Origin of the sequence: Citrobacter sp. Cpo103, from assembly GCF_030332605.1 — a bacterium.
Lineage (GTDB): Bacteria > Pseudomonadota > Gammaproteobacteria > Enterobacterales > Enterobacteriaceae > Citrobacter > Citrobacter portucalensis.
This window is the reverse complement of sequence record NZ_JAOWHO010000035.1, coordinates 1289113-1302034: the sequence shown is the minus strand read 5'-3', so window position 1 is coordinate 1302034 and position 12922 is coordinate 1289113. Positions and strand designations below refer to the sequence as shown.

Sequence of the window (12922 nt, the reverse complement as noted above, 5' to 3'; positions counted from 1 at the left end):
GAGTTTTTAGTTATCCTGCCCCATATTGAGCTTATTGGCGTAGGCAATGGCGTCGTTTTCCGGCGCCGCTGAACGACCAAACGGACGGGTCAGGAACATATAAATAAGCCCCGAGCCAACAACAATCGCCAGGCCAAACAGGACCGTCCAACGGTCGATGAAGTCGCTGCTGTCTGCCGGTTGCGCCAGTAACCAGATCCCGCACAATCCGTAAGCTAACGCCAGCACATTCACGATTACGCCCCAACCGCCAATAGTCCACTCCCCCGCCGGTTTCCAGCCTTTCAGACGCTGACGCAGCGCGGCCAGCACAACCATCTGGAACGAGATGTATATCCCGATTACAGCAAACGCGGTGATACGCGACAGGTTATCTGGCTGGAAATAAACCCAAACGCAGATAATCACTGGCAGCAGGCAACTGACGACCATGGCATTATCCGGAACACCATTTTTAGAGATTTTGGCCATCCATTCACTTCCCGGCAGCATTCTGTCGCGGGAGAAAGAAAAGATAAGACGGCTTAACGCAGCCTGCAGAGACAAAATGCACGACAACATGGCGATAATTGCGACGACGATAAAGACAGTTGCGCCAGTTTCGCCCAGAGCTTCATTAAGGATTGCAGGGATAGGATCGGACGTTTTGCCATTCACGATGCTGACCAGATTCGGTGAAGCCAGCAAATAACCCATAACAGAAATAATGGCGGAAATCGCGCCGAATACGATGCTTAAAATCATCGCCACCGGGATCTTTTTACTCGGATTCTGCACCTCTTCCGCAACGTTACCGCAGGCCTCAAAGCCAAAGAACATAAACAGCCCCATCAGCGCAGCGGACATAAATGCAGTGGAGTAGCTGCCGTCATGCGCCAGCACGCCCATCGAGTCAAAAATCACAGAGAACGGCTGCGAACGGTGGAAAATCAGCAGATAAATCCCCAGCGCGATCACGCTGACAATTTCACACCAGAAACCAATTTTTGCCACCCGGGCCAGATTTTTAGTCCCGGACATATTAACGGCCATCATCAACAGCAGCAGCAGGACAGAAGTCACCAACATCGTGGCCGGCGTCTGACCATAGTGGAAGAGTGATTCAACAAACGTTGATGTATATTCCGCGATCGACGTAATGGTGACCACCAGCGCCCACAGGTAGATCCAGGCGGCGATCCACGCATACTTCTTGCCCCACAACCTTCTGGCCCAGGGGTAAAGCCCGCCGGTTATCGGATACTGGGAAGCAACCTCACCAAACACCAATGCCACCAAAAGTTGCCCACATGCGACGATTAAAATCCACCATACTGCGGGCGGCCCCGCCAGCGTTACGGCCAGCGCAAACAGCGAATAGACGGCAGTAAGCGGCGACAGGTAGGTAAAACCCAACGCAAAGTTTGAAATAAGACCTATCGATCTATTGAACTGTTCTTTGCCATCTTTTTGAAAATTATCGTTTTTCTTATCAGGTGTCTGTTCCATATAGCTTTCTCTTTTGTGGAATAGTCGCAAGGTTGAACGATTAATGTATAAAAGATATTAAGTTATATGTATAGTGATTTTGTCGCAGATTTGTTAAAAATGATCGCGCATCACGTTAATGAAAAAGTGGAGATAAAACGGTAGAGAGAGCGAGAATTTTGCGGTATTTACAACCAACGATTCTTTAGCAATTGCGAACCATAGGCTATTTTGGCGGATAAATACGCACAGCGGATTGCGTTCGATGCTAAGTAGCAAGAATCGCTGCTGTTAAGCAACATTTTTGCAATATAATAACGTGATGTTAAACGCTGAACCTGAGCAGGTGAATGATGGAAATTGATCTCGATAATCTGGTCTTTGATGGACTGGAAGAAGCGCAAGAGCGTAACGCTGAACGTCTGGAAGATGCAGACAAGAAAGCGCAGGAAATTATTGCTGATAATGACTGCGGCGACGCCTGCAAAATCTGATTTCCAAACCGGCGTAATGCCGGTTTTTATTGCCTGTTTAAGCCACCCGCTTCAGCCCGTATACCGCAACGCCTCAATCAGTTGCGCAAAAGCGGCGGTATGCTGTTTTCGGCTGGGATAGTACATATAATAGCCAGGAAAAGGTTCACACCAGTCCTCTAACACTTTTTCCAATGCCCCCTCAGCAACAGCCTGTTCGACGGTGTCTTCCGGCACAAAAGCCAGCCCCATTCCCGCCATCGCTGCACTAATTCGCGGAGGTAGATTGTTAAAAATAAGCTGCCCTTCCACCCGTACGCGCAAATCTTGCCCGTCTTTAGCAAACTCCCAGGCGTATAATCCGCCCAACGTCGGCATGCGCATGTTAATACAGCTGTGATTTTGCAGGTCGTGAGGGGTTTGCGGTTTGCCATGACGAGCAAAATACGCCGGTGAACCCACCACTACCATGCGCCAGTCCGGGCCAATTCTTATGGCGACCATGTCTTTTGCCACCTGCTCACCGAGCCGAATACCCGCGTCATAGCGGCCAGTCACAATATCCGTCAGACTATTGTCGATGGTCATTTCCACATTCACATCAGGGTAAGCCTGCAAAAACGGCTCCAGCGCGGGCCAGACGGTAGATTGCAATGCATGTTCGCCCAGCGTCAGGCGAATGTTACCGGCCACGCGCTGACGGACATCGGTTAATGCCAGCAGCTCTGTTTCAATGTCATCAAAACGCGGGCTGATACTGTTGATAAGCCGTTCTCCGGCTTCGGTCGGCGCAACGCTGCGCGTGGTGCGGGTCAGAAGCCGTACATCCAGCCTCTCTTCAAGCCCACGAATCGCATGGCTTAGCGCGGATTGCGAAACCCCAAGTTTTGCCGCTGCCCGGGTAAAACTACGCTCGCGGGCAACGATAATGAGATAATAGAGATCGTTAAAATTATCACGCAGCATGCTTATCCCCACTCCAGACCTGTTGTGACATATGGTACAGGTCCGGAGGGTATTCCAGTAGCATTTCTGGACATTAGCACAACTCAATCTTATTCAAGCGTGCTCTCTCACAAAAACAAAATGCGAATTATTACCAGGCTTATGCACGATTTTACCTTTCACTCATGCATTATTTTCACCCGCTATTAACACATCCTTCACTAATAACATTTTGTATATAGATAAGAATTTTTTCTTATTTTATCCCAACCGTAAGTTATGGGAGCGTAAAAAGCACAAACCAAAAACTACAGGGATTTCATACAATGATGGCAACGAAAACGTACCGCGCTAAAAAAACACTGCTGGCATTGGGCGTGCTGCTGGCCTCAGGACTTACCGTCTCGCAGGTTCAGGCTGACCAACTGGCCGATATCAAAGCCGCAGGCGTCGTAAAAGTCGCGACATTTGACGCGAATCCTCCGTTTGGCTCCGTCGATGCCAAAACCCATAAGATTGTCGGCTACGACGTTGATTTTGCCGAAGCGCTGGCCAAATCCCTTGGTGTAAAACTGGAACTGGTGGCGACCAATCCGGCAAACCGCATTCCGTTATTACAATCCGGTAAAGCTGATTTAATCGTCGCGGATATCACGATTACACCTGAACGGGCGCAGGTAATAAATTTCTCCGTCCCTTATTTTGTTACCGGCCAGCAGTTCCTTGTGCCAGCAAAATCTCCGGATAAGCTCGATGAATACAGCAAGGCACGCATCGGCGCGGTAAAAGGCACTACTGGTGAACAGGCACTGCATCAGCGCTTCCCGCAGTCGCGCGTGGTGGCCTACGACGACATCCCGCTGGCGTTAACCGCGCTACGCAACGGCAATGTTCAGGCCATTACCCAGGACAGTACAATTCTGGCCGGTTTATTAGGCGGTGCGCCGGATAAAGCCGATTTCAAAATTCTGCCGGACCTGCTGAGCAAAGAAGAGATCGGCGTGGGGGTGAAAAAAGGTGAGCCAGCGTTGTTAAAAGCCGTCAACGATGAACTTTTGAAGCTGGAATATACCGGGCAGGCGGCCAAAATTTATGATGTCTGGTTTGGTCCTGAAACCAAAAATCCGCAACCCCGCGCCTTTAAAATAGAAGCCAAGTAATATGCTCTCAGCCCTTTTTCATCGCTCCGCAGCTTCGGCTGCGGATTTTACCCATTTGCGCCAGGCGAGCGTCGAACTGCGCAATGTGATTAAACAGTATGACGCTCATTCTGTCCTTAACGGCGTTAGTTTGGCGGTTGAACCCGGTGAAGTGGTGACCATTCTGGGGCCTTCCGGCTCAGGAAAGTCCACTCTTATACGTCTTATCAACCAGCTTGAGTCGCTCAGCGGTGGCGAAATCTTCATTGATGGTAAACCGATTAGCCAGTTGCGTGGGGCGGCGTTACGCCAGCTACGTAGCCGTATCGGTTTCGTCTTTCAGCAATTCAATCTTTATTCGCACCTGACTGCGCTGCAGAACATCGCGCTGGCGCTGGAATATGTTCACGGCTGGAACAAGACGGAAGCGGAACGTCGGGCACTCGAGTTACTGGAAAAGGTAGGACTGGCGGAAAAAGCCAACGCCTATGCCGCGCAGTTGTCCGGAGGGCAGCAGCAGCGCGTGGCCATCGCCCGCGCACTGGCTTCATCACCGCAAATTATTCTGTTTGATGAGCCCACTTCCGCGCTGGATCCGGAAATGATCGGCGAGGTACTGCAGGTGATGAAAAATTTGGCCCACAGCGGTATCACCATGATCGTCGTGACCCACGAAATGCATTTTGCCCGCGAGATTGCCGATCGGGTGGTTTTCATCGATGGTGGCGATATTCTTGAAGTGGCCCCGCCGGAGGTTTTTTTCGTCCGACCACAGCACCCAAGAACCCAGCGTTTCCTGAAAAAAGTGCTCGACCCGTTACACCAGGAGCCATCATCATAATGCATGCAATGGACTGGCAGGGAGTGCTGAGCGGGCAACCCCTGCAATGGATAATTTCCGGTTTTCTCACCACGCTCTGGGTGACGCTGCCAGGTATCGTGCTCGCCACGCTCATTGCCATCTCACTGCTCGGCCTGCGCCTGACGGGCAATCGTCTCGCTAAAGCGATGGTCGGGGTGTGGGTCTCGGTGTTTCGTAATACACCTTTACTGGTGCAACTGATGTTCTGGTATTTTGCCGCCTGGAACTGGCTACCCCGTGACGTCATTAGCTTTATCAATGCCGATCATCCATGGTCAATTTTGCCGGGTGATGTCTGGTGGTTAACACCGGAGTTTATCTGTTCAGCATGGGGGCTTGGCGTATTTACCTCAGCATTTTTGGTTGAAGAGATCGCCTCTGGTTTACAAGCTGTTTCTGCCGGACAACGCGAGGCTGCCGTGGCGCAGGGGTTTTCATCCTGGGCGATATTTCGTCATATTCTGCTGCCTCAGGGGCTGGCAAACGCCTGGCAACCGATTGTTGGGCAATATCTCAACCTGATGAAGCTTTCCTCGCTTGCCAGCGGTATTGGATTTGCTGAGCTCACCTACCAGGTACGGCAAATTGAGAGCTACAACGCGCACGCGCTGGAAGCCTTTGCCGTTGGCACCGCACTTTATCTGTTTACCGGCATCGTTCTGGGTATGCTGCTTACCCGTCTTGGCCCGCAGTCTGCGTCGGATAAATCGTCAAAGATAAGAATGCGCATCTTCAGCGTCAGGAGCATACTGCATGATCGCTAATGTTTCGGTCATTACCGACAATCTTGACTATCTCCTGTGGGGACGTGTAGCTGAGGGGCAACCCGGCGGCGTCCTGCTCACTTTGCTGATGGCTATCGGTGCGGCTTTGCTGGCGCTGCCTGGCGGGATCGTTCTTGCCTGTTGTGCCTGGCGATTTCCGGGCGCGGTTCGCAACGGATTGTTTATCTGGGCGGAATTTATTCGCGGCATTCCGCTCATCTTTGTGATTTTCTGGATGTGGTATTTGCTACCCATGCTGACCGGAAGCGATCTGCCCGGTGCCGTTACCGTGACACTGGCGCTGGCATGGTTCACCGCCGCCTCGGTGATGCACTCGGTGTATGCTGGAATTAGCGCACTGCCTGGCGGGCAATATGAAGCGGCAGTTGTTCAGGGTTTTCGCCCGGATCAGGCCCTGTGGCTTATCTTGCTGCCGCAGGTGCTGCGTAACGTACTGCCGTCGCTGACAGGGATTTTTATTGGGCTACTGAAGGACACGTCACTGGCGTTTATTGTTAACGTGCCGGAACTCACGACGGTTGCCGGTCAGGTTAACAGCCGGGTGCAGATCTACCCCGCTGCCATTTTTATCTTTACCGGGCTGGTCTATTACCTGCTGTGCTTTAGCCTTGAAAAAATCACCCAGCGCCGATTCGCACTAAAATGACCTCTCGGCTCAACATTCCACGAACTGATGGTCTTCGTTGAGCCGATATTTCACGCCTGCCCGAATGTTATTTTCCCCTTCAACGGCAAGCGCAAAACGCATTCTTTCGCCATCGTGATAAGCCAGCGCCGCACATCCGCCGGGACCAAGAATTATCGAGTCGACAGCACCGGTACTGGCAACAACGGCGTTCTCTCCGCTGGCAATAATGTGGATATTGTCCGCGCAGTTAGCGATTTTCGCCTCTGCGCCAAAACAGGCCAGCTGGGTTAAATCACCGCTACTGGCAATCCGGTTTCGGTCGCCGAGCGAACTGATACGTACGCGCATGCCGGTACTGGCGATACGCGTTCCGTCGCCCACGCTGCTGATACGCGCCGAGTTTCCCGCAATCGCTATTCGCCCGCGATCGCCTGAACTGCCGATATGCGTGTTATAGCCTACACTGCCAATCCGTGCGCTGTAACCGGCACAGGCGATCTGCGCAGCATACCCGGCGCTGGCAATTTTAACGTTGTCACCCGCACTGCTAAACCGGGCATAATCTTCCGCACTCGCCAACGGACGGCTGGTTTCCCCCGCGGCTTGCTCACAGGAAATATTCCCCATTGCGTCAATATCCTGCTGAGCAAAACTCGCCTCTTCCCGCCATTTTGACCAGCCGTATTCCACCAGGCTATTTGCCCAATCGGTATACCCTTCCCGCTGGAGCGCGCGATGAACATCGGCATAGCTTCCTCCTGCGGGAAACGTGCGTAGAAACCAGCGGTACATGACGGGCCCAACACGCCAGGCCCGTAAGTCACTTCGCGAAATCATCATCGCTTAATGCCGGTGGTAGCCATCCACCATACACTTAAAGGTTTCGCCCGGCGTGCGGCCCGTAGTGCAGAGATAAAGATGCCCAAAAATGAAAAACAGACTGACTATTGCCAGCGCAAAGTGCGCCTGAAGTAGCCAGTAACGCACCCCGGGGAACAGATCGCCGACGGCCGTCGGGTAAAGCGATAACAATCCAGTGATCAGTAGCAGTGGCAACAAACCATACATCACGCCAACATAGGCCGCCTGCTGTAACGGATTAAACTTAGAGCGAGGTGAGGCCGGAAATGGGTGTGACTCGCCCTGCATAATGCCAAACAGGTAAAAACGAGTTTGTCTTTGCGCGCGTGCGATCCAGCCCTGACGTTGAATAATATAGTGATGTCCGTTGCCGCCAATCAGGTTGATCAGCACAAAACCAATCCAGCAGGCAAGTAGCAAAAAGCCACAAACCTCATGAACGGTAAGCAGGCTTTTCATTACCGGTGCGCTGACGGCAGAGAAGTGATTGACCAGGCCACTGACCAAAAGTAGCAGAAACAGCAGCGCATTCGACCAGTGCCACAAACGAACAGCCTTCGAATATAAATAGACCTTCTCACCGTGCCCTGCCGACGCTTTATGTGCCGCCCGAAAGCGCAGCATGGCGTGAAGCGCCAGCACCAGCCACATTCCCACCAGCATTAACCCGGCAACGACTAACCACGCAGGCCAGTAGTCCGGTGAAAACAGGGGAACATACTGTGCAAGCTGGGCGTGAAACTGTTCGGCATTCTGCGACGCGTTCATACATTTTCCTTTTTAATCAAATGTTGACCGAACCGACGATACAGATGGGGTTTCCCGGCGCCTGCAAGTTGATATTCGTAATACTTGTTTTCTCGCAACCAGGTCTGAATTTCCGGGCTATCTTCACGACCGAAAATCAGCGCATGTTCCGGGCAAGCGTTAACACAGATCGGAGGGAAACCTTTCGCCAGCCGAGATTCTGCACAGAAGTCGCATTTATCAGCCACTTTGGTTTGCGGGTTTAGATAGCGAACCTGATAAGGACACGCACCAATACAGTAACTGCAGCCAATACAGGAAGACGTATCTACTCGCACAATACCGTTCTCATCTCGCCAGGAGGCACCGGTCGGACACACGTCAATACAAGGCGCATCATCACAATGCTGGCAGGACTGACGGAAGTAGTGATACAACGTTTCGTTGTCGTTGTCCGAGACTGGAATATGCGCTATCGACAAACGGCTGCCCAGGGCAGGAACATGGTTGGTTTTCCTGCAAGCCCGGGCGCAGATATTACATCCGTTACACAGTGATTCATCGTGAATCATGACGTAACGAACGGCTTTAGGGCTCCTGGTACTCGCTAACAGATTTTGACCTGGACCGGTGAAAAAAATCACCGTCCCCATGCCAATGACAAATTTTCGTCGGGTGAAGGACATCGGGTTATCCTCTAATACTGTGACAGTGGTCGTCCACACGTTCCATGACATCAACCTGAATAATTCAGGGGTTCTGATACTGCTCAACCTCAAGCCATTCACACAGGCCGTACGCTTTGCCATAACTCATAAAACGTTCGCTAAACAGATAAGGCTCCGCATTTGACGATTCCACAGTACGTATATCCGCGTAATCGGGATGCGTTTCCATGGCCGTGAGCGCCGCTGTAATCTGTTGAGACTCAAAGCTGTACGGCGGTTGCGTCAACATGGCGACCTTATAGGGGCGAGGATACGTTCGACAGTCGAAGCGTACCGCCTCGGCAACCGCACGGCAGATGTCGTTTTCCACCACCTGCACGCACATGTCGGCGTAGTTTGCCGTCATGGTTTGCGTTGAGTAGAAATAGACATCTTCCGCGCCCTGCACACGGGTGATATCCGCGTTATTCGCGTCCTGGCACAGCACATCCAGCAGCGCGGAGAGATCGGCTTCAGGGACCGAATAAGGTGGCTGCAGAAACACGCTGCGCGCTACCAGGTGCCCCGATGCCGAATGCTGGCGGATAAAATCTGCCACAATCGACTCCGGGCTGGCGGCTTCCTGAACCTGCGGCGCAGTCACCTGCTCGACCGGCGGGTGAAACGCCTGTAGCCAGTGTCTCTTTTGGCTATCAACCTCGTCAGGAATCACCTCAACGGGTGCCTGAACGTTGCTCACGTTAGTCATCTCGCGTTCCTTACGCTGGCAACAGATCCTGCGCAGCCAAATCGGCTGCCACATCTTCAAGTCCGAGTCGGTTCAGGGTTTCGCGCGTTGGGCAACCCAACTCGGGATCCCAGCCCATTTCCTGATAGAACATCGTCAGTGACTGACGCATATCCTCCCTGTCCATCTTGTCGGTGCCTTCGGTGAAGACCGGAATTTTCGGATCTTTATCAAACACCCAGGAGCAGATGAGATCGTGTTCATTACGCATATCTTTGGTTTGCATCAGTTTGACCGTATAGGCACGATGCAGGGTAAAGATGCGTTCAGCGGCCAGGTCCAGACTCGCCTGCGTGGTTTCATCACCGGTGACTGCCTGGAAGAATTTCGCTTCCAGATCCAAATCTCCGCGATAGTTGCGGCTCTTAAGTGGTGAAACCGTCATCGGCCAAACCCAGTTACACAGCGTAACCGCGTTATGCAGGCAGACTTTCAGCAGCGTCCATTTGGCATATTTGATCTTGGCGGCATTGATTGGGGTATAGTTTTTGGTCTCGTCGTAGGCGTCCTGCGACCCAAATAACTCGCCCGCCACTTCGCGCTGTAATTTCAGCGGCAAACCGGAACCGATGAAGTTGATATGGGTGTGCGCCATACAGTCACGGTTAAACATACAGTTGGTGATCGCCCCCACCTGCGCCGAGGCTTCGTTTGCATGGTGGACCGGAAAACCAAACGGCGACCACAGTTTATTTTTGGCATAACCCCAGTACTCTTCGCCCAAATCCCAGCGTTCAGCAATGGCATACGAACCGTCTGCAAGATGACTGAGTTCCCCCACGCGATGCGCCAGTCGATAGTAAAAATCTTTGATAAAGTTAGGGTCGCCCGCCTCCAGTTGATCCCAACGGATCTCCGCGTACTCTTCGGTTGGCAGCACGCGTTTAAAGACACCTTTCGAATAGCAGTAGGTAAAGTCACGGTGCAGCTGGCCGTAGTTACACCAGATACCGTAATCGTCAAACAGGTTCAGTCCGATCAGGTTCCCTACGACTCGCCCATCGTCTTTATCGTCAAAATCTTTCGGGCCATTGGGGAAAATGGTGGTGTGAACAAAGTTCGCCACGCAGGTGTTGCCGCCGGTACTCGGCACGCCAAAATCCTTCACCCGCGGGACATTGAGCTGCGACATACAACGAATAGGGCATGAATGGCAGCCGCTCATTTTGACCGTGTATTTTTCTGCGGCTGGACCCAGATCGAACACCGATTTATAGGTACGGAAACCCACCGTATTTTGGTTTCCCGGCGGGATTTCACCGGTTTCGATTGGCCCCCCTTCTGCCGCGCCCCAGAAAAGTCCCTTACGGGCTGTCCAGCGCGAGTTTGGCGAAGAGTATTCTGCCCAGGCCTGCGGGGTGCTTGGCACAACGTGGTTGTTGTTGGCGCCGATAAGCTCGGTCATCATGTAGTCATTGAGCCGCTTCATCTCTTTACGATCGGCAATGTTGACGCCTTTAGTCCCTTCTACTGCAATGGCCTTCAGGTTTTTCGAACCCATCACCGCACCCGTACCGGCACCGCCGCTGTGGTTGCGGCTGTTGATCATGCAGGACAGTGGCACCAGATTCTCACCCGCCTGCCCAATAGCGGCAACGCAGGTTTCCGGGCTGGTAATCCGGCAAATCTCTTCGGTTGTGGCGCGAGTCCCCTTGCCCCACAAGAAATCGGCTTTTTCGATGCTGACTTTATCGTCTTTGATGTTGATCCAGACCGGTGATGCAGACTTGCCTTCAATAATAATGGCGTCGTAACCGGCGAATTTCATTTGTGCAGCAAAGAAACCGCCCATATGGGCATCTACGACTAAGTTACCTTTGGTAAACGTCGATAAGGAGGTGATATTGACGCGGGAGCTACAGGGAGCGCCAGACCCCGTCAATGGTCCGGTGGCAAAAACCAGTTTATTCCCTTCATCAAAAGGCATGGTGCCTGGCGGGACTTCGTCGTACATAATTTTATAACCAAAGCCCATCCCACCGACAAATTTTTTAAATTTACTGGAATCTTCAAGGGTGATATTACCCGTAGTGAGATTGACCCGTAAAATATTACCTGTCCAACCATTAGCCATCATGTTTTCCTTTGCAAGAAGGTTTAATAGATATACCCGCCATTCTTCAGGCAGCTTTCTTATCCAAAGCTGCGGTATTTTTGGCAATTAATGGCGCGAATCAGGCATGCCTGTTATCTATCAAACAGTAATATCTTTCCACTCGATAATTTTTAATGCTCCAGTCGGACAAGCATTGGCGCATTCCCCGCATAACACACATTTTGAGGACTTTTTCGTTTCGGTATTTACGGTCGCCATCATCCACGGGCAGGCTGTGGTACACGCGCTACAGCCAATACAGCGTTTGTGGTCCACCGCAATACAACCGTCTTCCTGTTTCCAGGTAATTGCACCAATTGGGCAGACCTTCATGCACTGCGGATCTTTGCATTGCCGGCAGGTATCAGCGGTATAGTTTAAATCGCCATACAGCCCACCACCGGACCCGACGCCATCATCGCCAAAGAAGAAATTGCGATGGATTTTTATCCGGGAAAAGAAGGTCCCTACGGCACCATCGTTATAATTGGTACAGGATATTTCACAGCGGTGACAGCCCGTACAGCGGGCTCGCTGGGTCACCAGAACCCCTTTCGGCGTATTGATAAGCCCCACGGTCCCACTATCGACATCTTCCTGCTTACAACCAAATAGGGATAACAGCGCGGGGGCAATCGTTAATCCCGCCAGTCCTTTCCCTGATATCCGCAGGAATTCTAGTCGCGTTAAACCACAATCTAAAAATGGACGATCAACCTGGTTCATTTATTTCGCATCCTCTTCGCAAATGCTGTGGTAGCAACACATCCAGGCTAATTTAAACCAGCGCAGCTCAAGCCATATCGGGCGGTTAATGTTGCCAACAACACGTAAATTTTTGCCCTAACCTGATCGCGTAAATGACGGTGGTTAAACTGAATAAATCTAATCCTTTAGGGTTAGGCGTAGAAATAATGTGGTTATTCAGCATGCATAGTCTTGATCGTCATCAATTAAAAAACGGAAGGGATATAATTAATGCGGAGTGAGATTTATTATCATTAAGAAATGGAGTGTAATAGCAGCCCATTTAAATTACAAATATTTGTGAAGCCTCTCACAAATATAATACTGCACGGCCATCGATATATAAATAAATATATATCGATTTATAATTCTCTACAAGAATTTATTAACGAAGATAAATTATATAGATTGATAGATTAACGTATCGAGAATAAGAGGACGGCAAAAAATTTCTGCGGTCCTCTTTTTATGAATTAACCGGCCAATGCTTTAATTACGGTCTCAATAGCCTGTTTTTCTAACTCACTGCGCTTCACGCGCTGGTTAGCAAGGGTGGTTCTCAGTACTCCCGCAATGACGATATGCTTAGGTTCTTGTCCCAGATCGCGCATTTCCAGCACTACTTTACCGACTACTCTGCACATTTCACGGTACAACTCGTCGTCTTTCGTCTGATTTCCCATTTTTGCCCGCTCGTCATTAACCCAAACCAACAGCA

The 12922-nt window shown here is 51.3% G+C and carries 14 protein-coding genes; 5 read left to right on the top strand and 9 right to left on the bottom strand.

Features of this window, described 5'->3' with window-relative positions:
• Window positions 1-6 precede the first annotated feature (6 nt).
• Window positions 7-1488, bottom strand: a complete 1482-nt coding sequence (locus tag OGX89_RS22880; protein WP_003832697.1) for an APC family permease — start codon at window positions 1486-1488, stop codon at window positions 7-9.
• A 332-nt stretch (window positions 1489-1820) separates the two neighbouring features.
• Between OGX89_RS22880 and OGX89_RS22875 the strand changes: the two genes are divergently transcribed.
• The gene (locus tag OGX89_RS22875) at window positions 1821-1961 is read left to right on the top strand and encodes a hypothetical protein (RefSeq protein ID WP_003832695.1); all 141 of its coding nucleotides are present in this window, start codon (window positions 1821-1823) and stop codon (window positions 1959-1961) included.
• Between the two features lie 51 nt (window positions 1962-2012).
• Here OGX89_RS22875 and OGX89_RS22870 read toward each other — a convergent pair whose 3' ends face one another.
• Window positions 2013-2906: a LysR family transcriptional regulator gene (locus tag OGX89_RS22870; protein WP_003832693.1), complete on the bottom strand. Its 894-nt coding sequence runs from the start codon at window positions 2904-2906 to the stop codon at window positions 2013-2015.
• Between the two features lie 305 nt (window positions 2907-3211).
• On the opposite strand from OGX89_RS22870, the gene OGX89_RS22865 reads away from it, so the two are divergent.
• From OGX89_RS22865 to OGX89_RS22850, 4 genes are read left to right on the top strand one after another with little or no spacing between them, the layout of a single operon-like run.
• The gene (locus OGX89_RS22865; protein WP_126956253.1) at window positions 3212-4045 is read left to right on the top strand and encodes an ABC transporter substrate-binding protein; all 834 of its coding nucleotides are present in this window, start codon (window positions 3212-3214) and stop codon (window positions 4043-4045) included.
• Between the two features lies 1 nt (window position 4046).
• Window positions 4047-4865 carry an amino acid ABC transporter ATP-binding protein gene (locus tag OGX89_RS22860; RefSeq protein ID WP_126956251.1) on the top strand — a complete coding sequence of 273 codons (819 nt, stop codon included), beginning with the start codon at window positions 4047-4049 and terminating at the stop codon, window positions 4863-4865.
• On the top strand, window positions 4865-5650 hold the full coding sequence (locus tag OGX89_RS22855; RefSeq protein ID WP_126956249.1) for an amino acid ABC transporter permease: 786 nt from the start codon (window positions 4865-4867) through the stop codon (window positions 5648-5650). The genes OGX89_RS22860 and OGX89_RS22855 overlap by 1 nt, the downstream gene beginning before the upstream one ends.
• Window positions 5640-6317 (top strand): amino acid ABC transporter permease, encoded by a 678-nt coding sequence (locus OGX89_RS22850; protein WP_003832686.1) that lies wholly within the window; start codon window positions 5640-5642, stop codon window positions 6315-6317. The genes OGX89_RS22855 and OGX89_RS22850 overlap by 11 nt, the downstream gene beginning before the upstream one ends.
• Before the next feature lie 9 nt (window positions 6318-6326).
• On the opposite strand, the gene ydhT is transcribed toward OGX89_RS22850, so the two are convergent.
• The 7 genes from ydhT to fumD all read right to left on the bottom strand — a co-directional run bounded on the left by ydhT (window position 6327) and on the right by fumD (window position 12887).
• Window positions 6327-7091, bottom strand: a complete 765-nt coding sequence (ydhT, locus tag OGX89_RS22845) for a protein YdhT (protein ID WP_376765441.1) — start codon at window positions 7089-7091, stop codon at window positions 6327-6329.
• 51 nt (window positions 7092-7142) lie between these two features.
• Window positions 7143-7928, bottom strand: coding sequence for a thiosulfate reductase cytochrome B subunit (phsC, locus tag OGX89_RS22840; RefSeq protein WP_126956245.1), 786 nt, complete (start codon window positions 7926-7928; stop codon window positions 7143-7145).
• Window positions 7925-8593 (bottom strand): 4Fe-4S dicluster domain-containing protein, encoded by a 669-nt coding sequence (locus OGX89_RS22835; RefSeq protein WP_126956243.1) that lies wholly within the window; start codon window positions 8591-8593, stop codon window positions 7925-7927. The genes phsC and OGX89_RS22835 overlap by 4 nt, the downstream gene beginning before the upstream one ends.
• Before the next feature lie 64 nt (window positions 8594-8657).
• On the bottom strand, window positions 8658-9323 hold the full coding sequence (locus OGX89_RS22830; protein WP_126956241.1) for a YdhW family putative oxidoreductase system protein: 666 nt from the start codon (window positions 9321-9323) through the stop codon (window positions 8658-8660).
• Between the two features lie 10 nt (window positions 9324-9333).
• Window positions 9334-11436, bottom strand: coding sequence for an aldehyde ferredoxin oxidoreductase (locus OGX89_RS22825; RefSeq protein ID WP_063941520.1), 2103 nt, complete (start codon window positions 11434-11436; stop codon window positions 9334-9336).
• Window positions 11437-11556: 120 nt separating this feature from the next.
• On the bottom strand, window positions 11557-12183 hold the full coding sequence (locus tag OGX89_RS22820; RefSeq protein ID WP_003029338.1) for a ferredoxin-like protein: 627 nt from the start codon (window positions 12181-12183) through the stop codon (window positions 11557-11559).
• Between the two features lie 494 nt (window positions 12184-12677).
• Window positions 12678-12887 carry a fumarate hydratase FumD gene (gene fumD / locus OGX89_RS22815; protein WP_003029345.1) on the bottom strand — a complete coding sequence of 70 codons (210 nt, stop codon included), beginning with the start codon at window positions 12885-12887 and terminating at the stop codon, window positions 12678-12680.
• Window positions 12888-12922 lie beyond the last annotated feature (35 nt).